Below are 24,131 nucleotides of genomic sequence, written 5' to 3' on the forward strand. Positions count from 1 at the left end.
GTGCGCGGCCAGGAGGACCGGCTGATGAGGCTGGTTGACCGGGAATTTCAGTTGACTCAGCTTGACCGGATGCTCGGCGACGTGCTGCTGGGCCGTGGCCGGGTCGCGCTGGTCAGCGGTGCGCTCGGGAGCGGCAAGACCGTGTTGCTGCACGAGCTCGCGGACCGCGCAGCCCACGTCGGCGCGAATTTCGTCAGCGCCGCGGGGTCGTGGGCCGAGCGCGGGCTGCGGTTCGGCGTGCTGGGCCAGATCGTGCCGGGCGCGGATCTCCTCGCCGTCTCCTTCGCACTGCGGCAACTGGCAGGACGAACGCCGCTGGTGATCGGTGTCGACGACGTGGACCTCGCCGACCAGCCTTCGTTGACCGGCCTGCTGTCGCTGGTCCGGCGGTTGCAGTCGGCACGGGTGCTGTTCCTGTTCACCGAATGCGCCCAGGTGCGGTCGACGTTCCGGGCGGAGTTGCTCCGGCTGCCGCGATGCGCACCGGTGATCCTGGAGCCGCTCACCGAGCCCGGCGTCGCGGCCCTGCACGGCACGAGCCGGGCCCGTCGGCTGCACGCACTCAGCCGCGGGAATCCCCTGCTGGTCGACGCTCTGGCCGCGGCCGACCTCCCCCGTGCCGTGGTCCGCTGCCTGCACCGCGCGGGACCGACCGCCCGGCACACCGCCCAGGCGATCGCGGTGCTCGGCGAGTTCGCCACCCCGATCGCGATCAGCGCGCTGACCGGCATCGGCAGGCACGCGGTCGTTCAGGCGTTGCGAGTGCTGACGGCGAGCGGACTCCTGGACGGGTGCGCGTTCCGGCTCCCCGGCACGCGGGACACCGTGCTGGACGACGTCCCACCGGTCCTGCACACCCGCGCGGCACGTCTGCTGCACGACCAGGGCGAGTCCGCCGAAGCCATCGCCTGCCGCCTGCTCGACGGTCCACCGCTTCGGCAGCCGTGGGCGGTGGCCGCGCTCAGGACAGCGGCTTCCCGTGCTCAGCGAACCGCTTTCGCGCTGCGGTGCCTGGAGCACGCCCTGAAGTCCACTGTAGATGCTTCCGAGCAGGCGGCGATCTCCTTCGACCTTGCTCAGCTAGAGTTCCGGTCGAACCCGCCGGCGGCCGCGCGGCACCTGACGGCGTTGACCGGTCACCGTGAAGCTCGTCTCTTGCTCGTCAGCCAGCTGCTGTGGCACGGGCGAGTGGCAGAGGCACGCGATCTGCTGCAGGACAACGACTCCGAGGTTCAGTCGTGGCTGGCCTCGGCGCATCCCTCGTTGGCTCGGTGGCGGCCCGCGGACTCGCCACTCACGAGCCTCCTCTACCGCGACGACTCCTCGGCGGCGGACCGTGCCGAGGGGTTTCTGCGGGGCGTCCGGCTCACCGGCGACCTGCCGTGGGCGGCGGTGTTCGCGTTGCTCACCTTGGTCTACAGCGACCGTCTTTCGGCTGCGGCTTCGTGGTGCGACCGCCTGCTGGAACAGGCCGCTGATCACGTGACGTGGCAGGCGATGTTCACGAGTGTGCGGGCCGAGATCGCGCTGCGCCAAGGTGATCTCCGCGCGTGCATCCGGCTGGCGGGTGTCGCGTTCCGGTTGCTGTCGCCGCACGCCTGGGGCACGGCCGTCGTGGGCCCGTTGAGCTGCTTGATCCTCGGGTGCACCAGGGCCGGCCGGCTTGACGAAGCCGCCGAGCACGTCGCGCGGCCGGTGCCGGAGGTGGCGTTCCAGACCCGGTTCGGACCGCATTACCTGTACGCGTGCGGTGAGTACCACCTCGCTGCTTCCCGGCCCGATGCCGCGCTCGCGGACTTCGTGACCTGCGGGGATCTGATGGCGTCCTGGGGCCAGGACCACCCCGGGGTGGTGCCGTGGCGGGTGGGAGCCGCCGAAGCGTTGCTGCGACAGGGACGCACCGGACGTGCGCGCAGGTTGCTGTCGGAGCGTCTGACCACCGGGCGCGCACGCGGCCATGCGTTGCGCGTGCTGGCTTCTGCGAGTGAACCCGGCGCACGCACGCGGATGCTCACCGAGGCCGCCGGGCTTCTGGACGACTGCGGCGACAGGTACGGGCTGGCGCAGGCGTTGACCGACCTGAGCGAGGCCCTCAGTCACCGCGGCCGCGCGCGGATGACCGCCCGGCGCGCTCGGCTCATCGCCGACGAGTGCGGCGCCGAACCGTTGTGCGACAGGCTCGTGCCCGACGACCTGCCGGCTTCCGAGAGCCTGTCCGGGCTGACCGGGGCGGAGCGCAGGGTCGCCGCGCTGGCCGCCGCCGGTCACACCAACCGGGAGATCGCGCGCAAGCTGTTCGTCACGACGAGCACCGTCGAGCAGCACCTCACGCGCGTCTACCGCAAGCTGGCCATCAGCTACCGGGAGGAGATCCCGGCAGGATCTCGTCCACGACCTCGCCGGTGAACATCACGAAACCCGCTCCGGCGAAGTTCGCCATGTCGGCCTGCGCGGCCTGCCCTTCCTGCGTGCTCATCGCGGCCTGCAACGCTTCCGCGGAGTCGGCCGCGATGTCGACCTTGACGTAGAACGGCGGCGGCGTGCCGTCGGGGTTCGGGTCGAGCTTCGTGGCGGTGGCGCTGCGCAGGCCGAGCTCGACGACCTTGCGGGCCAGTGGAGCGTGCACGGTGAAGAAGTGGTCGTCGAAGGCCTTCGGGTCTTCCGGGTGGTGGTACAGGCAGGTGAAGACGTACATGTCGGGTCCTTTCAGCTCTTTCGGGCGTGGCCGCCGTAGCCGCCGGAAATGTCGGTGCGGGACATCGTGATCCGCATCCGCCGGCCCATCTCGCCGTAGCTGAGCCGGCCCTTGGCCCTGGCGCGCAACAGGGACAGCACCTTCAGCGGGCCGCGGCCGGGCACGAAGCCGACGAACTCTTCGTTCTTGAGTCCGTGCCTGGTGAGTGAGCGCTCCAGCTCCTCCGGCGTGACGAACTTGTCCCAGTCGTGCAGATCGCGCGGCGCCCAGCTGAACGCGGACCACTCCTGGAACAGCTTGATCATGACGATCTTCGACTTCGCCGTGCGGTTGATGGTGTCGAACAGGTAGTAGCCGTCCCGTTTCAGCACCCTGGCGGCCTCGCTGACCGACCTGTCCACATCGGACACGTGTTCCAGCACGTCGCAGCAGTAGACGAGGTCGAACTCCTCGTCGCCGAACGGCACCTCTTCCGCGATGCCGTGCCGGTAGTCGATGTCGAGCCCGCTCTGCTTGGCGTGGAGGTGGGCGGCTTCCAGCGACTCCAGCGAAGGGTCGATGCCGGTGACCTGGGCTCCTGCCTTGGCGAACTCCTCCGCGAGCAGCCCGCCGCCGCAGCCGATGTCCAGCACGCGCTTGCCTTCGAGGCTGATTCCGTGCTTCTTGAGTGCTTCCTCGAAGTAGTCGAACCGTGCCACGGTCAGGGCGAGCAGCGTGGCCATCGGCCGGTCGTCGTCCCACCACGTGCCCGGCTCGTTGTACAGCTCGTTGTCGACTGCCATTGCACACCTCTCACGGGTTGATCAGATCGGGCACGGTCCAGCCGTTCAGGTCGTACTCGGCCATGCATTGCTCCGCGAAGCCCTTGAGGGCGTCCGTGGTTCCTGACTGCTGCGAGGCGAAGAGCAGCTCTGCGCGCACACCCTCGTGGTTGCCGGAGTAGTTGCGTTCGTAGAGCTCGTGCCTGCCTCCGAACTCGGTGCCGATCGAGTCCCAGATGAGTTTCATCAGCTTGACCCGCTCGACGACGTCCATCCCGTTGCTGCCGCGCACGTACCTGTCCAGGTACGGCCGCAGTTCCGGCTCGGCGAAGTCCTTGGTGCTCGACGGCAGGTAGATCAGCGAGCTGCCGAGGTCCTGCATGATGATCTCCTTGACCCGCGGGTAGCCGAGGGTCATGAACCACCGGTACGACATCGCGTAGTCCCGTTTCGGCAGCAAGGCGTCGCCGTGCCACGGGTCTGGCGTGGACACCATCGCGTCGGTGAGCGCCCAGAACATGTTGCGCCAGGCCAGAACCTCGCCGACACGGGTCTGGATGCCGCGGAAGTCCTTCGTGCCGGTCGCTTCCACGCCCTTGAGCAGCAGCCCGGCCAGGAAGTCGAGCTTGACCGCGAGCCGCGTGCAGCCGTGGAACGTCATCCTCTGCACCAGCCCGGAGTTCGGGATGAGCGTGTTGACCTTCTCCGGGTCGCCGTAGCTGAAGACGTTCTCCCACGGAATCTTCACCCGGTCCAGCACGAAGATCGTGTCGTTCTCGTCGAACCTGCTCGACAGCGGGTAGTCGAACGGGCTGGTCGCCGCCATCTCGTAGGACTGCCGGCAGATGAGCTTGAGCCCCGGCGCGTCCATCGGCACCGCCGCCACGAGTGCGAACTTCTTGTCCTTCACCGGCAACCCGTAGTGCGCCACCAGGTTGAAGTGCGTGATGGCCGAGCCGGTCGCCACCACCTTCGCACCGCTGACGATCAGACCGTCGTCACGTTCCTGCTCGACGTGCACGAACACGTCCTCGACCTCTTGCCGATCACGGTCGACGGGCGGGTTGACCAGCGCGTGGTTCCAGTACAGGACCTTCTCCTGCGACTCGGCGTACCAGCGCCTCGCGTTGTCCCCGAACGGTTCGTACAGGTCGGCGTTGGCGCCGAGCGTGCCGAAGAACGCCGCCTTGTAGTCGGGGCTGCGGCCCATCCACCCGTACGTCATCCTCGCCCACCCGGCGATGGCGTCCCGGTCCGCTTTCAGGTCTTCCGTGCTGCGCGGTGTCCTGAAGAACGGGTGGGTGAGCCCGATGCCGCCGGTGTCGGTGGCCGCGGTGAGCGTCGCCTGCTGGTCCGGGTCGTGCAGCGAGTCGTACAGCCTCGCGGCCATGCGCGCCGAGTTCCGGAACGCTCTGTGTTCCGTGACGTCCTTGACCTTCTCGCCGTGCAGCCAGACCTCGCGGCCGTCGTTGAGGCTCTCCAGGTACTCGTCGCCCGTCAGCGGCCTGGTGTGCTGGGCCATTCTCATGCTCCAACCTCGCGGAAGGCGCCCCGGTAGAACACCAGCGGCTCGCCTTGGTGGACCTCGATCTCCTTGACCTCGCCCAGGTACAGCACGTGATCACCGCCGTCGTAGCTGCGCCACGGCTCGCAGACGATGTGCGCCAACGCGTTTCGCAGTCTCGTGCCGTCCCACGGAATCGGTCGTTGTGCTGGTGTGCCCGCGAAGTGCAGCGCGATGTCGCTCTGGTCTTCCTTGAGCACGTTGACGACGAACGGTCTGTTGTCGAGGCGCTGGCACGCTTTGCTTCTCCGGTCGAGCGACACCAGCACGAGCGGTGGTGTGAGCGACACCGCCGTGAACGAGTTCACCGTGGCACCGTGCTTCTCGCCGTCGACCTCGCACGTGACCACCGTGACGCCGGTGGCGAAGTGGCCGAGGCAGTCCCTGAGCTCCCGGCTCATTTCGGCACCTCCGGGAAGTAGCCGGTGCGCTGGAAGAACGCGATGTAGGTGTCCAGCAGGTCTTCCGTGATCTCCGGGCAGTGCCCATCGGTCTCATAGGTGATGTGAAGGCGTTCTTCCTTGGTGATCTGCGTGAAGACGTCCAGCAGCGGGTTCGCGGCGTTGTTCTCGTCCTGCCTGACCCTGTCGTTCCACTGCTCTCTGGGGATTTCCTCGATTTCGTACCCGTGTGCCCGCAGCCGCTCGATGATCGTTTTCAGGCTGATCGGGTTGCTGTTGTAGAGGTGGTACGTGCCGTTCTGCCGGTTCTGGGTGATCGCTTTGGTCACGTAGTCGACCGGGGCGATCGTGAACAACGCCTTCGCATCGTCCGGAGCCGCCTTGGCTTGCAGGCATCCCTTGAGGCTCAACCAGATGAAGTCGTTGGTCTGGCACGCGCCGTTTCTCTGACTGCCGCACACGGTGTCCGGCCTGTGGATGCTTACCGGAATTCCTCTGTCTTTCGCTTGGCCGACGAGCTTCTCGGCCACCCACTTGCTCTGCTGATAGCCAGTGGGGAGCTCATGCGGTGGCCCGGTCTCGGCATCTGTCGCGTGCTTTCCCGGCATCGCGAACACGCCGGTCGTCGACACGTGGTGCACGTGCTTGGTGTGATGCTTTGCCGCCAGTCTCAGCACTTCTTCCGTGCCGCTGACGTTGGCTGCCTTGAGCTCCTGGTACGGCTGCAGCCAGTTGACCTGCGATCCCGCGTGGTAGATGACGTCGATGCTGCGGGCCAGCTCGTCGAACTTCTCCTCGGTCAAGCCAAACCGGGGTTTGCTCAGGTCTCCTTCGACGACCTCGATCCGTTCTGGTGCGTCTTCGAGCCCGTACCACTCCAGGTTCCTTTGCAGCCTGGTGGCGTCTCCTCTGACGAGGCAGTGGATTCTCGCTTCGGTGGTCTTGAGGAGGTCGCTCAGCAGGAACGCGCCGAGGAACCCCGTCGCCCCGGTCAGGAAGATGTTCCGGTGCTCTCGGATTCTCGCTTTGGAAGGCTGGATGTCCTGGGGTAGAACGCCTTCTGTCGCGAAGTCGATCGTGGTCGTGGTTCCGTTCTTCAGGAAGTCAACCAGCTTCGCGGGCGTCGGCCGTTCGTACACGATCCCCGCCGGCAGCCGTTTCCCGGTCGCCCTCGCCAGCCGGTTGCGCAGCTCCACCGACAACAGCGAGTCGAACCCCATGTCCTTGAACGGCTTGTCGGCGTCGAACTCCTCATCTTCCAGCCGCAACACGACCTTAGTCATCCGGCAGATCAGCTCTTCGATGTCGGCAACGTCTTCCGGTTCTTGTTCATCGGTAGTCGTGGTGTGCCGGGTGATCGTCGCGTCGAGCCAGTAGCGCTTCCGCTGAAACGGGTACGTAGGCAGCTTGACCTTCCGCGCCCCGTCGAACATGCCAGCCCAGTCGACCTCGACCCCTCTGACGAACGCCTCAGCCAACGCCTCCAGGAAGCGTTCGCGCGTGCCGTCCTGGCGCTTGAGCGTCCCGACGACCGCGCAGGGCTCCCGTTCCTCGAGCGTCTCCTCCACCGCAGTGGTCAGCACCGGATGCGGGCTGACCTCGATGAACTTCCGGTGCCCCGTGGTGGCCAGCTCGGTGATCGCCGACTCGAACAACACGGTCTGCCTCAGGTTCCGGTACCAGTACTCGGCCGTGAGCTCCGTCGTGTCCAACCACTTCTCGTCCACAGTGGAGAAGAACGGGATCTCGGCCTTCTTCGGCTCGATGTCCTGGAGCGCTGTCAGCAGGTCGTTCCTGAGCTCTTCGACCTGCCGCGAATGGGACGCGTAGTCGACCGGAATCCGCTTGCCCTCGGTTTTTTCGAGGGCCTCGGGTACGCCGGACAGCACGATCGAAGTCGGCCCGTTCCTGGCCGCCACTTCGAGCCGCGTGTCTTTGGGCAGGTATTTGACGACGATCATGCCGCCCTTGCCCGCGAGCTTCTTCGCGATCAACTTGCTGCGCAGCGCCACGATCTTCGCGCCGTCTTCCCTCGTGATCGCTCCCGCCACGACCGCGGCCGCGATCTCCCCCTGCGAATGCCCGACAACAGCCTTCGGCTCAACCCCCTTGGCCCGCCACAGCTGCGCCAACGACACCATGACCGCCCACAGCGCCGGCTGCACCACATCGACCCGCTGGAGCGCTGTCTCGCTGCCCAGGATGTCCAGCAGATCCCACTCTGTGTGTGGTTTGAGGGCTTCCGCGCACTTGTGCATCTGCTCGGCGAACACGGGCTCAGCCTTGATCAGGTCCTCCCCCATGCCTGGCCATTGCGCGCCCTGGCCGGGAAAAACGAAACAGACCTCGCCCTCGACGTCCGCGACGCCCTCGGCCTCGCGTTCGCCTACGAGGACGGCCCGGTGCTCCAGCATCGCCCTCGTGGTGACCAGCGAATACGCGATGTCGCGTTCGTGGTCCTCCTGCTCGCCCGCCACCAGCTCGCGAACCTGCTGGATCCGTGCCCGCACCGCTTTCGGACTGCGCGCTGACACCACAAACGGCACCGGCCAGGTCTCGCGCTCCGTGTCGCTCGCGTCCTTGGTCCTTCCCAGACCGCTCCCCGCCTCCAAGATCACGTGCGCATTCGTCCCACTCACCCCGAACGACGACACCGCCGCCCGCCGCGCCCGATCCACCGAAGGCCACGCCCGCGCCGAAGTCAGCAACGACACCGCGCCGGCCGACCAGTCCACGTGCGGCGACGGCGCGTCCACGTGCAAAGTCGCCGGCAACACCCCGTACCGCATCGCCTGCACCATCTTGATCACGCCACCCACACCGGCCGCCGCCTGCGCGTGCCCGATGTTCGACTTCAGCGACCCCAGCCACAACGGCTCGGCACGTTCCTGGCCGTACACCGCCAGCAACGCGGAAGCCTCGATCGGATCACCCAGCACAGTCCCGGTGCCGTGCGCCTCGACAGCGTCCACATCGGACGGACGAAGACCAGCCGCGGACAGAGCCGCCCGAATCACCCGCTGCTGCGAAGGCCCATGAGGCGCGGTCAACCCGTTCGAAGCCCCGTCCGAGTTGACCGCCGACCCCCGCACCACCGCCAGCACCGGATGCCCCAACCGTTCAGCGTCCGAAAGCCGTTCCAGCACCACCATCCCGGCACCCTCGGCCCACCCGGTGCCGTCGGCCGCGGCCGCGAACGCCTTGCACCGCCCATCGGCCGACAACCCGCGCTGCCGGCTGAACTCGACGAACACCGCCGGACTCGCCATCAGCGCGACCCCACCGGCCAACGCCAGCGAACACTCCCCCGCCCGCAACGACTGCAAAGCCAAGTGCAACGCCACCAACGACGACGAACACGCCGTGTCGACCGTGACCGCCGGCCCCTCGAACCCGAACGTGTAAGCGACCCGCCCCGAAGCCACGCTGCCCGCGCTGCCGGTCCCGAGATGCCCCTCCACCGACGCGGGCATCCGGTCGAGCAGCCGCGAGCCGTAGTCGTTGTACATGACGCCCGCGAACACCCCGGTCCTGCTGCGCCGCAACGGCAACGGGTCGATCCCGGCGTCCTCGAACGCCTCCCACGACGTCTCCAGCAACAGCCTCTGCTGCGGGTCGATCGCCAACGCCTCCCGTGGCGAGATCCCGAAGAACCCGGCGTCGAACTCCGCCGCGTCGTACAAGAAGCCGGCCGACCGCGTGTAGCAGGTGCCGCTGACCGACGGATCCGCCGAGTACAACGCCTCCAGATCCCACCCGCGATCCGTGGGAAACGGCCCGACCGCGTCCACGCCGTCGGCCACCAGCCGCCACAGGTCGAGCGGCGACCGAACCCCACCCGGATACCGGCACGCCATCCCGACGATCGCGATCGGCTCGCTCAGCCGCGCCAGCAGTTCGGTGTTCTCGCGCTGCAGCCGCTGGTTCTCCTTCACCGCGACCCGCAACGCCTTGACGACCTGATCCTCAGTCATCCGATCCTCCCGCGCTGGTGCCGAGCACGAGCCGCACCAGGTCGTCGGTGTCCATGTCGTCGATCTCGTCAGGCTCGTCCACGACGTCCGGCAGCAGCTCCGACATCAGGTGATCGGCCAGCGCTCCCGGACTCGGATGGTCGAAGACCAACGTCGGCGGCAACCTCAACCCGATCGCCGCGCTCAGCCGGTTGCGCAGCTCCACGGCCGTGAGCGAGTCGAACCCGAAGTCCTTGAACGTCCGCTCCGACGCCACCCGCCCCGGCAGCCCCAGCACCCCGGCGACCTCTCCGCGGACCAGGTCGAGCAGCACCTGCCGCGGATCCGCCGCCGTCCGCAACGTCTCCCCCAACGGCGCCCGCGACTCCGCCCGCACCCGGACCAGCCCGCGCAGCAACGGATGCAGCCCACCGCCCTGCGCCCGCAACGCCGCCATGTCCAACGGCATCGGCACCACCACGGCTTCACGGCTCCGCAACGCCGCGTCGAACAGCCGCAAGCCCTCCGCCGCACCGATCGGCCGCACACCACTGCGCGCCATCCGTGCCCGATCAGCATCGCCGAGGTGCCCGGTCATCCCGCTGTCGTCGGCCCACAACCCCCACGCCAGCGACACCGCCGGCAGCCCACGCGCCCGCCGATGCGCCGCCAGTGCGTCCAAGAACGCGTTCGCCGCAGCGTAGTTCGCCTGCCCCGGCCCACCGAACGTGCCCGCCGCCGACGAGAAGAACACCATCGGCACGTCCGGCAGCAACTCGTGCAGATGCAGCGCCGCCTCAGCCTTGGGCCGCCACACACCTTCCAGCCGCTCGGGGGTCAGCGACGAGATCACGCCGTCGTCCAACGTGCCCGCGAGGTGCACCACGGCATCCACCGGCGTCTCGGCCAGCAGCCGCTCCAACGCCGCCCGATCACCGACGTCGCATCCGGTACGCCTGCTGGCGAGCACCACCTTCTCCACACCGTGCTCAGCCACCAGATGCTTGGCGACGAGCCCACCCAACGTGCCGGTCCCGCCAGTGATCAACACCGTGCCGCGCAGCGTCAACTCCTGCTCGCCGACCGAGGCCCTCACGAGCCGCGGCGCCAGAACCTCGTTGCCGCGCAACGCGAGCTGCGGCTCGCCCGTCGCCACCGCCGCGCCCAACGCTTCTCGCGTCACCTCACCCTCGACGTCGACCAGGACGATCTTGCCGGGGTTCTCCGACTGCGCGGACCGCACCAGCCCCCACACCGCCGCTCCGGCCAGATCGGGGTCGACGCCAGTCGCGTTGCGCGTGAGGACGACGAGCTGTTCCTGTTCACCCGCAACCCATTCCTGCAACAACTCCAGCGCCCTGTGCAGGTCGTTGACCTCGACGACCTCACCGTGCAGCTCAGCGGCCACAACCGGAATCGGGGTCCACGCCACCGCGTACAACGACTCCGGCGCCACCCCGAGCTGTTCAGCGGTCACCGGCCTGATCACCAGCGAGTCCACGTTGACCACAGCACGCCCAGCCTCGTCGACCGCCGCCAGCGACACCACGTCGGTCCCTCGCGAGGTCAGCCGCACCCGCAACTCCGAGGCACCAGTGCTCGCCAGCGACACCCCGCTCCACGCGAACGGCAACCTCCCGCCGTCGCCACCGAGCCCGCCGAGCACGATCGCGTGCAGCGCCGAGTCGAGCAGCGCCGGATGCAGCCCGAACCCCTTGTCCGTCTCCACCCGAACCTCGGCGAACACTTCCTGCTCCGTGCGCCAGACCCGTTGCAGCCCTTGGAACTTCGGCCCGTAGTCGAACCCGATCCCGCTCAATCGCTCGTACAGGTCACCGACCGGGATCTCCTCTGCCCGTGGCGGCCACTCCCCGAACTCGACCTGCCGCACAACGCCGTGCGCCAACACCCCGCTGGCATGACACACCCACCCACCGGTGGCCCGCGAGTACACCCCGACCGTCCGGCGCCCGCTCGCATCCGGCCCGCCTACCGACACCTGCACCGTGACCGCCGTGTCCTCCGGCAAGACCAGCGGCACCGAGATCGTCAGCTCCTCGACTTGGCCGCAGCCGACTTCTCGTGCCGCCCGCAGCGCGAGCTCGAGGAAAGCCGTCCCCGGCAACAACACCGACCCCAGCACCGCGTGATCCGCCAACCAGGGATGCGTCGCCAACGACAACCTGCTGGTGAACAGGAACCCGTCCGTCCCAGCCAAGCTCGTCGCCGCCCCGAGCAACGGATGCCCCGGCGCACTCAACCCGGCCGCGCTCAAATCTCCTGCACGCGGGCTCACGTCCAGCCAGTAGTGCTCGCGCTGGAACGCATAAGTCGGCAGCTCGACCTTCTTCGTGCCCTCGAAGAGCGAGTCCCACTCAACGCCCGCCCCGCCGACCCAAGCCTCCGCCAGCGACCGCAAGAACCGCTCCCAGCCACCCTCATCCCGCCGCAACGACCCGACCACCACCGCGTTCTCCGCGGTCTCCTGAACCCCGATCGTCAGCACCGGATGCGCACTGGCCTCGACGAACACCCCGAACCCGTCCTCGGCGAGCCTCCGCGTGGCCTGCTCGAACCGCACCGTGTTGCGCAGGTTCTCGTACCAGTACTCGGCCGTGAGCCCGCTGGTGTCGAACCGCTCCCCGGTCAGCGTCGAATAGAACGCGATCTCACTCTGCTTCGGCTCAATCCCTTGCAGCGCTTCCAGAATCTCGTCTCGAATGGCTTCGACATGCGGTGTGTGCGACGCGTAGTCCACCTGAATCCTGCGCGCGTGCACGCCCTCGGCCTCGCAAGCGGCCAACAACTCGTCGAGCTCTCCCGCCCCACCGGCAAGCACCGTTGCCGCGGGCCCGTTGACCGCCGCAACGTGCACGCCTGTCAACTCAGCCAACTCAGCTGCCCGATCCGCTTGTACCGCAACGGACACCATGCCGCCCGTCCCAGCCAGCGCTTTGATCGCCTTGCTGCGCAGACAAACCACGCGCGCACCGTCCTCAACAGACAGTGCGCCTGCCACCACCGCGGCCGCGATCTCACCCTGTGAATGCCCGACCACCGCGTGCGGCTCGACCCCGAACTCCCGCCACAGCGCGGCGAGCGACACTATCACCGCCCACAACGCCGGCTGCACCACGTCAACCTGCTCCAACGCTCCGGCGTCCCGGATGACCTCGAACAGATCCCAGTCCACCCACCTGCTCAGCGCACCCGCACACTCCCTCATGCGCGCGGCGAACACCGGCACGCTCTCGATCAGCTCCACCGCCATGCCCGCCCACTGCGAGCCCTGGCCAGGGAACACGAACGCGACCCGCCCAGCACCCCCCGCTACGCCGGCCGCGATTTCGTTCCCGTTCCGCGACGACAACACCGCCCGGTGGTGGAACTCCGACCGCGCGGCCAGCGTGCCCCCGACATCCGCCGCGTTCAGCCCCTGTGCCGCTGCCGCGAGCCGCTCGACCTGAGCCCTGAGCGCCGCCGCGGACTTCGCCGACACCGGCCACGGCACCACAGCCCTGCCAGCCGCCACCGCGTCCACTGACGGTTCCGGAGCCTCGAGAATCACGTGCGCGTTCGTCCCGCTCATCCCGAACGACGACACCGCCGCCCGCCGCGGCCGCCCGCAATCAGGCCACGGCTGAGCCTCGGTCAGCAGCGAGACGGCGCCCGCCGACCAGTCCACGTGCGGAGTCGGGGCGTCGACGTGCAGAGTCCGCGGCAACACGCCGTGCCGCATCGCCTGCACCATCTTGATCACGCCGCCGACACCCGCCGCCGCCTGCGAATGCCCGATGTTCGACTTCAGCGAACCCAGCCACAGCGGGACAACCCGGTCCTGGCCATAGGTCGCGATGAGCGCCTGCGCCTCGATGGGATCCCCCAAAGAAGTACCGGTGCCGTGCGCCTCGACAGCGTCCACATCAGCAGCGGACAACCCAGCCGCCGCCAACGCCGCGCGGATCACCCGCTGCTGCGAGGGCCCATGAGGCGCGGTCAGGCCGTTGGAGGCACCGTCCTGGTTCACGGCGGACCCGCGCAACACCGCCAAGACGGAGTGGCCGTTGCGTCGTGCGTCGGAGAGGCGCTCCACGAGCAGCACGCCCACGCCTTCTGCCCATGCGGTGCCATCGGCAGACGCGGCGAACGGTTTGCAGCGGCCGTCCGGTGCGAGCGCGCGCTGCTTGCTGAACTCGACGAACGCAATTGGCGTCGGCATCACGGTCGCGCCGCCGACCAGAGCCAGCGAACACTCGCCGTCACGCAGGGCCGAGGCCGCCAGGTGCAGCGCCACCAGGGACGAGGAGCACGCCGTGTCGACCGTGATCGCCGGCCCCTCGAATCCGAACGCGTAAGCGACGCGTCCTGACGCAACACTCGCCGCACCACCTGTACCGAGGTAGCCGGTGACCTCGTCAGACACCCGGTCGTACACCCGAGAGGCGTAGTCGTGGTAGACCACGCCGGTGAACACGCCGGTTTGACTGCCGCGCAACGAGGACGGGTCCAATCCCGCGCGTTCCACGGCCTCCCACGAGACTTCGAGCAACAGGCGCTGCTGCGGGTCCATCGCGAGCGCCTCACGCGGATTGATGCCGAAGAACTCCGCGTCGAACTCGCCCGCGTCGTGCAGGAACCCTCCCTTGTGGACGTACGAGCTCTCGCCCAATTCCCAGCCGCGGCCGCCCGGCAGGTCGCTGATCGCGTCGCCGCCCTCCGACACCAGCCGCCACAGGTCCTCCGGCGACCGCACGCCACCCGGATACCGGCAGGCCATGCCGACGATCGCGATCGGCTCGTCCGACCTCGCCGCGACAACAAACCGTTCCTGTGAGCCTTGCAGGTGTGCCGCCAGTGCCAGCGGCGTCGGGTGATCGAACAGCAACGTCGCGGGCAACGTCCTGCCGATGGCCGCCGACAGCCGGTTGCGCAACTGCACAGCCATCAGCGAGTCGAACCCGCACTCACTGAACGCGCGCGCCGGATCCACAGCATCCGGACTCTCGTGGCCCAGCACCGCCGCCGCGTGCGCACGTATCAGCTCAAGCAGGTCCTCGGGCTCCGGTACGTCCGCAGCAACGACGGGCTCAGCCGTCGAGCTGTCCAGCCAGTACCGCTTGCGCTGGAAGGCGTAGGTCGGCAGATCGACGCAGCGTGCATCCATACCGTCGAAGAACCGTGCCCACTCCACCTTCACGCCTCGCACATGCAGCTCAGCCAACGCCTTCAGCACTGCAACCGGCTCGTGGCCCGAGGAAGCGAACACACATCCGTCCACAGAGGACAGGTTGTCGGCCGCCGCCGCAGTGAGCACACCGCTCGGGCTCAGCTCCAGGAACGCCGACACTCCCTCATCCGCGAGGGCCTGTACGACGTCGCCGAAGCGCACGGCCCGGCGCGCGTGTTCGGCCCAGTAGTCCGGTGTCAGGTCCGTGATGCGGCCGGTCATCGCCGACACCACCGGGATCTTCGGCTCGTGGTAGGTCAGACTTTCCGCCACCTGCCGGAAGTCGGCCAGCATCGGTTCGACGAGCGGCGAGTGGAAGGCGTGGCTGACGTCGAGCCGCTTGGTCTTGCGGTCCGTGAACCGCGCGGCGATCGCGAGCACCTCGTCCTCGGCGCCGGAGACCACGATGCTGTTCGGTCCGTTCACAGCCGCGATGTCGACGCTTTCGGTCAGGAACGGCAAGATCTCCTGCTCTGTCGCCTGAATCGCCACCATCGCACCGCCTGCCGGCAACGCCTGCATTAGCGCGCCACGTGCGGTCACGAGCTTGGCGGCGTCTTCGAGCGACAGCACGCCGGCCAGGTGAGCGGCGGTCAGCTCGCCGATCGAGTGCCCCGCGAGGAAGTCCGCGCGCACGCCGAACTCCTCGACGAGGCGGAACAGCGCTACCTCGACCGCGAACAACGCGGCCTGAGTGTTGGCGGTCTGGTTCAGCTCGTCGCCGCTGAGCACGATCTCGGGAAGGTGCGCGCAGACCTCGTCGAATGCCTGCGCATACGCCGGGAACGCTTCGTACAGGTCACGTCCCATGCCCGGACGCTGACTGCCCTGCCCGCTTAGCAGGAACGCCACCCGCCGGCCAGCGCTCGCCACGCCTTGGACGACGTGCGGGCTGACGTGGCCGCAGGCGAGTGCCTCCAGTCCGTCGCCGATGACCACGGCCCGGTGCTCAAGCGCGGCTCGCGTGGTGGCGAGCGAATACCCGAGGTCGACCGCGCTGACGTCCACGCGCTGCAGCCGCTCAGCCTGGGCCCGCAACGCTTCCGCGCTCTTCGCCGACACCACGAGCGGCACCGCGACAGGAACCCCAGCCGCCGCAGAGGGCACCATCGACCCTGCGCCACAAGCCGGAATCGATCCAGGTTCGCGGGCCCCCTGGGGGGAGCCACCCCCCATCCCAATCATCTCAGGCAGGTCTGACAGTTCCGGAGCCTCGAGAATCACGTGCGCGTTGGTGCCGCTGACCCCGAACGACGAGACGGCGGCGCGGCGCGGGCGGTCGAGCGACGGCCACGGACGGGACGACGTGAGTAGCGAGACGGCTCCCGCCGACCAGTCGACGTGCGGGGTCGGGGCGTCGACGTGCAGGGTGCGCGGCAGCAGGCCGTGGCGCATCGCCTGGACCGCTTTGATCACGCCGCCGACACCCGCCGCCGCCTGCGAATGCCCGATGTTCGACTTCAACGAGCCCAGCCAGGCCGGCGAGACGCGATCCTGGCCGTACACCGCGAGCAGGGCCTGCGCCTCGATCGGGTCGCCCAGGACGGTGCCCGTGCCGTGCGCTTCGATCAGGTCGACGTCGGAAGCCGACAGTCCCGCCGAGGCGAGAGCCGAACAGATCACTCGTTGCTGCGAAGGCCCGTGAGGCGCGGTCAGGCCGTTGGAGGCGCCGTCGGAGTTGACTGCGGATCCACGCAGCACCGCCAAGACGGAGTGGCCGTTGCGTCGAGCGTCGGAGAGGCGCTCCAGCAGCAGGACGCCCACGCCCTCGGACCAGCCCGTGCCGTCCGCGGAAGCAGCAAACGCCTTGCAGCGGCCGTCAGGCGAGAGTCCGCGCTGGCGGCTGAACTCGATGAACGTCGCCGGAGTCGCCATCACGGCAACGCCGCCGGCCAAAGCCAGGGAGCATTCACCCGAGCGCAACGACTGCGCTGCCCAATGGAGCGCGACCAAAGAGGAGGAGCAGGCGGTGTCGACGGTGACGGCGGGGCCTTCGAAGCCCAGCGCGTAGGCGACACGGCCCGACGCGACGCTGCCCGCGGTGCCGAGGCCCAGGTAGGCCTCCACGTCCTCCGGAATCTCGTCCAGACGGGAGGCGTAGTCGTGGTACATGACACCGGTGAACACGCCGGTTTGGCTGCCGCGCAACGAAGACGGGTCCAGCCGCGCGCGTTCCAGCGCCTCCCAGGAGACTTCGAGCAACAGGCGTTGCTGCGGGTCCATCGCGAGCGCCTCGCGTGGTGAGAGGCCGAAGAACTCCGCGTCGAACTCACCGGCGTCGTAGAGGAAGCCGCCACGACGCGTTGACGACTTTCCAGGGTGGTCGGGGTCCGGCGAGTACAGGTCGCCGGACCAGCCGCGGTCCGACGGGAAGTCTCCGATCGCGTCGACCTCGTTCGCCACCAGCTGCCACAGGTCTTCCGGCGAACGAACGCCGCCTGGGTAGCGGCAGGCCATGCTGATCAACGCGATCGGCTCGTCGGATGAAACACGCGTAGTGGCAACGGAAACGGGTCGCGTGCCAGCGAGTTCGACACCCAGTTGTGAGGCCAGGGCATCTGGGGTCGGATGGTCGAAGACGAGGGTGGCGGGCAGGCGGACGTCGGTGGCGGCCGCCAGTCGGTTGCGGAGTTCCACGGCGGTCAGCGAGTCGAAGCCGAGCTCGGAGAACGCGCGCGTGGGCTCGATGGAGTGCGGGGTGTGGCCCAGGACGGCGGCTGTGTTGGTGCGCACCAGGTCCAGCAGGAGGCGGTGCTGCTCGTCCGCGGGAAGTGCTTGCAGGCGTTCGGGAAGTCCTTTCGTGGTGTCGTCGGCGGTTCGGCGCGTGCGGATCAGGCCGCGCAGCAACGGTGGCACAGCGCCGGTCGCGCGGAGATCCAATACAGCGGCGACGGAGGCGGCCTCCCCGGAACGCAACGCCGCGTCGAACAGGGCGAGGCCGGTTTCGTCGGACATCGCGATGGTGTTGTCGCGGACGCGGGAAGTCACCCCAGCGGTCAGGGCGCTGGTGCGGGACCACAGGCCCCACGCGATGGAGACCGTGGGCAGGCCGTGGGTGTGGCGGTGCTGGGCGAGGGCGTCGAGGAAGGCGTTGGCGGCGGCGTAGTTGGCCTGGCCCGCAGCGCCGAACACGCCGGCGACCGAGGAGAACAGGATCAGCGGCACGGACGGCACCAGCTCGTGCAGGTTCAGGGCGCCGGTGGCCTTGGGGCGCAGCACGGTGTCGAGGCGTTCAGGCGTCAGCGAGGTGATCACGCCGTCGTCCAAGACACCGGCGGCGTGCACTACGGCCGACAAGCCGTTGATCTGGTGAAGCAGGGTTGCGAGCGACGAGCGGTCGGCGGCGTCGCAGGCGGCGATGGTGACGTCGGCGCCGAGAGCTTTGAGTTCGGCTTCCAGTGCCGGGGCGTCGCCGCGCCTGCTGGTCAGCACGAGGTTCCGGACGCCGTGCGTGGTGACGAGGTGCTTCGCGAGCAGGCCGCCGAGAGTGCCGGTGCCACCGGTGATCAGCACTGTGTCGCCGAGTGGCAGAGCGTCCGAAGTGGACGGTGCGCGCTGCAGCCTGGGGACGTAGGCCTGGCCGTCGCGCACCGTCAGCTGTGGCTCGCCGGATGCGATCGCCGCCGGGAGCACCGTGTCGTCGGCGTCCACGAGGATGATGCGACCGGGATGCTCGGACTGCGCCGAGCGCACCAGGCCCCACACCGCAGCACCGTCCAGGTCGGTTCCGTCGACGGCACCGCGGGTGTGGACGACCAGCTTGGAGTCGCTCCATTGCTGGAGTTGTTTCAGGGCTTGGTGGACGTTCTCCGGCTGCACCACGACGACGTCGTCCGGGAGTTCGGTGCTGTCAGGCAACGCGATCGGCGTCCAGCCCACCCGGTACAGCGAGACCGCGGCGGCCGGGGCGAGGTCGGTCAGCGGAATTGCGCGCAGTGCCAAGGATTTCACCGCGGCGACCGGTAGTCCGGAGCCGTCGGCGAGCCGGATCGCGACGCCGTCCGTGGTGCGGATCAGCCTGACGCGCAAGGTCGTCGCGCCCGTTGCGAACACCTCTACGCCGTTCCACGAGAACGGTAGAAGTGCTTGGCCCGGTTCGGTTTCTCCCCAGCCCGCGATCGCGATCGGGTGCAGAGCGGCGTCGAGTAGCGCGGGGTGCAGGGTGAAGTCCGACTGGTCCTGCAAGTGCACCTCGGCGAAGAGTTCGTCGCCGCGGCGCCACAGTGCTTGGAGGCATTGGAACGCGGGACCGTATTCGTAGCCGCGCTCAGCCAGGGTGTCGTAAGCGCCGGTCAGGTCGAGTGCGGTGGCGTTCGGTGGCCATTCGGTGAGGTCGAAGGATTCCGTGGTCGTCGTGGTGAGCTTGCCGGTCGCGTGGCGGCGCCATTGGTCACCGGTGCGGCTGTGCACGGTGATCGTGCCGTCCGGGGCGACGACGGTCTGGACTTCGACGTCGCCGCGTTCCGGGAGAACCAGCGGCGCTTCGATGACGACCTCGTCCACGTGGTCGCCGGCGGCGACGGCCATCTCGACGAACGCCGTGCCGGGCAGCAGGACTGTGCCGTTCACCGCGTGGTCGGCAAGCCACGGGTGGGTGCGGAGAGAAAGCCGGGTCGTGAACACGGTGCCCGCGTCGGCCAGGTCGACGGGCCTGCCGAGGAGCGGGTGGCCTTCAGGTTCGGACGTCGACTCGAGCCAGTAACGCCGGCGTTGGAAGGCATAGGTGGGGAGATCGACGTGGCTGCCTTCGAAGTGCCAGTCGACCGGGACGCCGCGGACCCACAGCTGACCGGCCGACGTGTGGAAGCGGTCTTGGGCGCCGTCGTCGCGGCGGAGCGTGCCGTAGCCGGTCAGGAGCACCGGGTGCGGGCTGACCTCCAACAGGATGCCGGTCAGGTCGCGGACCACCGGGTCGTAGCGCACGGTTTCGCGGAGGTTGCGGTACCAGTACTCGGCGTCGAGCGGGCCGCCGCCACACGTCGAGTGGAACGGGACGGCCGGCGTGCGGGGCGTGATGTCGGCGAGCGCGGTGAGCAGATCTTGGCGCAGTTCCTCGACCTGGGCCGAGTGGGAGGCGTAGTCGACCGGGATCCGCTTGCCCTCGAGGGTGGCGAGAGCGTCGTCAGGGCCGGAGAGGACGAACGACTCGGGGCCGTTGATCGCCGCCACCGACAGCCGCGGGTCCAGGTGTTCGGGCAGGGCGGTGACGACTCGCATGCCGCCCTTGCCGGCGAGCTTCGTGGCGATCAGCTTGGCGCGCAACGCGACCACGCGCGCGCCGTCGTTCAGGTCGAGTGCGTTCGCGACGACTGCCGCGGCGATCTCGCCTTGGGAGTGGCCGACGACGGCTGCCGGCTCGACCCCGTGGTGTTGCCAGAGGTGGGCCAGCGAGACCATCACCGCCCAGAGGACGGGTTGGACGACGTCGACGCGTTCCAGCGCCTTGCTGTCGGAGAGGACGTCGAACAGGTCCCAGTCGACGAATTCGCCGAGGGCTTCCGCGCACTCGCGCATGCGGTGGGCGAAGGCTGGTTCTTGGTGGAGGAGCTGCTCGCCCATGCCCGGCCATTGCGAGCCTTGGCCGGGGAAGACGAACACGACACGGGGGTCTTCGGTGGCGGTGCCGGTCGCGATCTCGGTGTCGTCGCGGAGGACCGCGCGGTGGGGGAAGGCCGCGCGGGTCGCGAGGGTGGCGGCGACGTCGGCGGGGTCGTGCTCCTTGGCGGACGCTTCCAGCCGCTCGATCTGGGCTCGCAGGGCTGGCTCGGACTTGGCCGACACGAGCCACGGCGCGGCCTGGATCGATACCGGTTGGCAGGCCCCCTGGGGGGAGCCACCCCCCATCCCAATCATCTCAGGCAGGTCTGACAGTTCTGGTTCGTCCGCGGCCTCCAAGATCACGTGCGCGTTCGTGCCGGACACGCCGAAAGACGACACGGCGGCGCGGCGTGGGCGATCGAGAGAAGGCCACGGACGGGACGACGTCAGCAGCGAGACGGCACCCGAAGACCAGTCGACGTGCGGGGTCGGGGTGGAGACGTGCAGAGTGCGCGGCATCAGGCCGTACCGCATCGCCTGGACAGCTTTGATCACGCCGCCGACACCCGCCGCCGCCTGCGAATGCCCGATGTTCGACTTCAACGAGCCCAGCCAGGCAGGCGAAACACGATCCTGGCCGTAGGCCGCGAGCAGCGCTGAGGCCTCAATCGGGTCGCCCAGGACGGTTCCGGTGCCGTGCGCCTCGATCAGGTCGACGTCGCCGGCAGACAGTCCCGCCGAGGCCAGAGCGGAACGGATCACGCGTTGCTGCGAAGGCCCGTGAGGCGCGGTGAGGCCGTTGGAAGCGCCGTCGGAGTTGACTGCGGAACCACGCAACACCGCCAAGACGGAATGGCCGTTGCGTCGAGCGTCAGAGAGGCGTTCAAGCACGAGCACGCCCACACCCTCGGACCAGCCCGTGCCGTCAGCCGAAGACGAAAAGGCCTTGCAGCGGCCATCCGCGGCGAGACCGCGCTGGCGGCTGAACTCGATGAACGTCGCCGGAGTCGCCATCACGGCAACACCGCCGGCCAAAGCCAACGAGCACTCGCCGGCTCGCAGCGACTGTGCAGCCAGATGCATTGCCACCAAAGAGGAAGAGCAGGCGGTGTCGACGGAGACCGCCGGGCCCTCGAAGCCGAAGAGGTAGGCGACGCGGCCCGAGACGACGCTGCCCGCGGTGCCGATGCCGAGGTGGCCCTCGACGTCCCGAGGAGCTCGGGCTCCGGTGGCGTAGTCGTGGTACATGACGCCCGCGAAGACGCCGGTGTCGCGGCACGTTCGCGGGTTCAGGCCCGCCCGTTCGAAAGCCTCCCACGAGACTTCCAGCAGCAGACGTTGCTGCGGGTCCATGGCCAGGGCTTCGCGGGGCGAGATGCCGAAGAACTCCGCGTCGAACTCCCCCGCGTCGTGCAGGAAGCCGCCACGACGCGTCGAAGACTTGCCAGGGCGGTCGGGGTCCGGTGAGTACAGGTCGGGATCCCAGCCGCGGTCCGACGGGAAGTCACCGATCGCGTCGATCTCGTCGATCACCAGGCGCCACAAGTCTTCCGGCGAACGCACACCGCCTGGATACCGGCACGCCATACCGACCAAGGCGATCGGTTCGTCCGAAGTGGACTGTGCGGCAACGACGACCGGACGAGCCCCGAACAGCAGGTCGCGCAGGTGAGCGGCGAGAGCGCGGCAGGTCGGATGGTCGAAAGCCGACGTCACGGCCAACGGCAGGCCCGTGACAGCGACCAGGTCGTTGCGCAGCGAGACGGCGGTGATCGAGGTCAGGCCGAGCTCGCGGAACGGAACGTCAGCGGCGACCGCAACACCGCAGACACGGGCAGCGGCCGCGCGAACCACGTCCAGCAGTGCGAGATCACGGTCCACCGAGGACAGCACGGTCAGCCGGTCGCGCAGAGCAGAGGACCCGAAGGAGGAAGGCTCGGCGACAGGCGCTTCCAGCCGAACGCAGGCGTGAGAGCTGGTCGCGACCACCTCCACGAGCAGCCCCTCGGACCAGGGCACGGACACAGCGGGCAACCCCTGTGAACGGCGGTGGCGCGCGGCCGCGTCGTAGTAGGCGCCGAGATCAGGACGGTCAGGAGGCCAGCACAGGACCAGAGGAGCCGGACCGGACAACGACTCCGTGCGAACGTGTCCGGGCACGTCGACAGAACCGAAAACCTCGACCGAATCCGCAGCGGTCAGGGCGGGCAACCGGGTCAGGCGGGGCGCGAGAACCACACCGTCCCGCACCGCCAACCTGCATTCACCAGAGGCGACCACAGCAGCCACATCGACCGTGTCATCAACGTCGACCAGAACGACGCGGTGCGGACGGGCCAGGCCCCACACGTAGGCGTGCTCCAAGTCAGGAACGCCCTCGGTGTCGTTCACCGCCAGGGCACGACGAGTCACGATCACGAACCGCTCGGACGGCGCGGGATCCGAAGCGAGCCACTCGTCCACCAGCCCGGGAACCGAAGGTCCACAGTGGACAACAGTCAAATCAAACGACGCACCGGAGGCATCCACCGGAACCCACTCGACGCCGTAGAGCGGCCTTCCGGACACCAGCAGCCGACCGCCGGAACCCACGAGCCGGTGCCGCGCGATCTTGCCGGACGACGTGCGCGGAATGGCGTCGACCGAGTACAGCGCCTCGGGAACCGAAGTAGCGGCCAACAAAGACCGGCAGGAGTCCAGAATCAAAGCGGGATCGAGCGAATCGCCCACCAAGTACGCGACCGGCACCTCACCCAGCTCGTCGTCGGGCCTGCCGGTCACCGCGGCATCCGACACACCTGGCAGTTCGAGCAGAACGCGCTCGATCTCGGCGGGGTGGATGTTCTCGCCACCGCGGATGATGAGCTCCTTGGCCCGGCCGGTGATCGTGAGGCGACCGACCAGGTCGCGGCGTCCCAGGTCACCGGTGTGGTACCAGCCGTCACGCAGCACCGAGGCGACGACGTTCGGGCCGCTCACCCACACCTCACCCTCGGCACCAGGAGGAACGTCGGCCCCCGCCGGATCCACGATCCGCACGCTCACACCCGGCACCGGCAGACCGCACGAGATCAAGCCGCACGTCTCGGTGCTCCCGTAGCCGTCCAGCAGCGGAACACCGAACGCCTCCTCGAAAGAAGCACGCAGAGAAGCCGAGCAGACCGACCCAGCGGTCAAGCAGACCCGCAGCGAAGGCGCCGAAACATCGGAAGAGGCACGGACGAGCTGGTGGTACATCGCCGGAACGCCCACCAGGAACGTGATCTCCGAACGCAACGCCGAAAGCACGTCAGCAGCGGAGAACCCGTTCTGGATGCGCGCGGTGGCACCGACCGCCGTCACACCCAGCACGCACAGGACGTGCGCCAGGCTGTGGAACAAAGGCGCGGGCCACAGGACAACGTCCGAAGAGGACAGTCCGAAGATCGGCGCGTAACAAGCAGCCACCGACCACAGGCAGCTGCGTTGGCTAGAGATCACGCCCTTCGGACTGCCGGTCGTCCCGGACGTGTAGAGCATCCACGCGTCCTCGTCCAAGCCCAGGTCGTCACGAGCCGGAACAGCCGGCGCAGAAGCAGCCAGCGCGTCGAACTCGGGGCCGACGACGATCACCCGCACGTCGAAGCGCCGCAACCGATCCGCGTGCGACGAGTCGGTGATCACGACGGCAGCGCCGCTGTCCGACAGGAAGTGCGCGAGCTCGGCATCCGAACAACCGGGGTTCAGCGGCACCCCGACCGCACTGGCCCGCGTCACGGACAGGTAGCTCTCGATCACCTCGACCCGGTTCGAGAGCAGGATCGCCACCCGCCCACCGCGAGGAACGAGTCCGCTCAGGTGCCCGCCCAGGCGACGGGTCCGGAGCTCCAGGTCGAAGTACGAAACCGAGCGCCAAGGGTCGGAGAAGGCGACCTTGGCACCGAAATGGGCGGCGTGCGCCCTGAGCAGGTCGGGCAACGGCCGGATCAGCTCAGCACTGAGCATGGACGCAC

Annotated in this window: 7 protein-coding genes; 1 reads left to right on the forward strand and 6 read right to left on the reverse strand. The window is 68.6% G+C overall.

Annotated features, from left to right (window positions below):
• Window positions 1–24 precede the first annotated feature (24 nt).
• Entirely contained in the window at window positions 25–2,406 is a 2,382-nt protein-coding gene (locus AB0M24_RS05600; protein WP_363761393.1) for a LuxR family transcriptional regulator, read from the forward strand.
• Here the strand turns inward: AB0M24_RS05600 and AB0M24_RS05605 are convergent.
• Genes AB0M24_RS05605 through AB0M24_RS05630 form a run of 6 tightly spaced genes read right to left on the reverse strand, consistent with a single transcriptional unit; the run spans window position 2,354 to window position 24,123 of the window.
• Complete coding sequence (locus AB0M24_RS05605) at window positions 2,354–2,695, reverse strand: EthD family reductase (RefSeq protein WP_363761395.1); 342 nt, start codon at window positions 2,693–2,695, stop codon at window positions 2,354–2,356. The genes AB0M24_RS05600 and AB0M24_RS05605 overlap by 53 nt on opposite strands.
• An 11-nt stretch (window positions 2,696–2,706) precedes the next feature.
• Window positions 2,707–3,477 (reverse strand): bifunctional 2-polyprenyl-6-hydroxyphenol methylase/3-demethylubiquinol 3-O-methyltransferase UbiG, encoded by a 771-nt coding sequence (gene ubiG, locus AB0M24_RS05610; RefSeq protein ID WP_363761397.1) that lies wholly within the window; start codon window positions 3,475–3,477, stop codon window positions 2,707–2,709.
• Between the two features lie 10 nt (window positions 3,478–3,487).
• Entirely contained in the window at window positions 3,488–4,978 is a 1,491-nt protein-coding gene (locus AB0M24_RS05615; RefSeq protein WP_363761589.1) for a 4-hydroxyphenylacetate 3-hydroxylase N-terminal domain-containing protein, read from the reverse strand.
• A 2-nt stretch (window positions 4,979–4,980) separates the two neighbouring features.
• The gene (locus AB0M24_RS05620; RefSeq protein ID WP_363761399.1) at window positions 4,981–5,421 is read right to left on the reverse strand and encodes a flavin reductase family protein; all 441 of its coding nucleotides are present in this window, start codon (window positions 5,419–5,421) and stop codon (window positions 4,981–4,983) included.
• Entirely contained in the window at window positions 5,418–9,395 is a 3,978-nt protein-coding gene (locus AB0M24_RS05625) for a thioester reductase domain-containing protein (protein WP_363761401.1), read from the reverse strand. The genes AB0M24_RS05620 and AB0M24_RS05625 overlap by 4 nt, the downstream gene beginning before the upstream one ends.
• Window positions 9,388–24,123 (reverse strand): SDR family NAD(P)-dependent oxidoreductase, encoded by a 14,736-nt coding sequence (locus AB0M24_RS05630; protein WP_363761403.1) that lies wholly within the window; start codon window positions 24,121–24,123, stop codon window positions 9,388–9,390. Before AB0M24_RS05630 ends, AB0M24_RS05625 begins: the two co-directional genes overlap by 8 nt.
• Window positions 24,124–24,131: the final 8 nt, after the last annotated feature.

The organism is Lentzea sp. NPDC051838, from assembly GCF_040681245.1.
Lineage (GTDB): Bacteria > Actinomycetota > Actinomycetes > Mycobacteriales > Pseudonocardiaceae > Lentzea.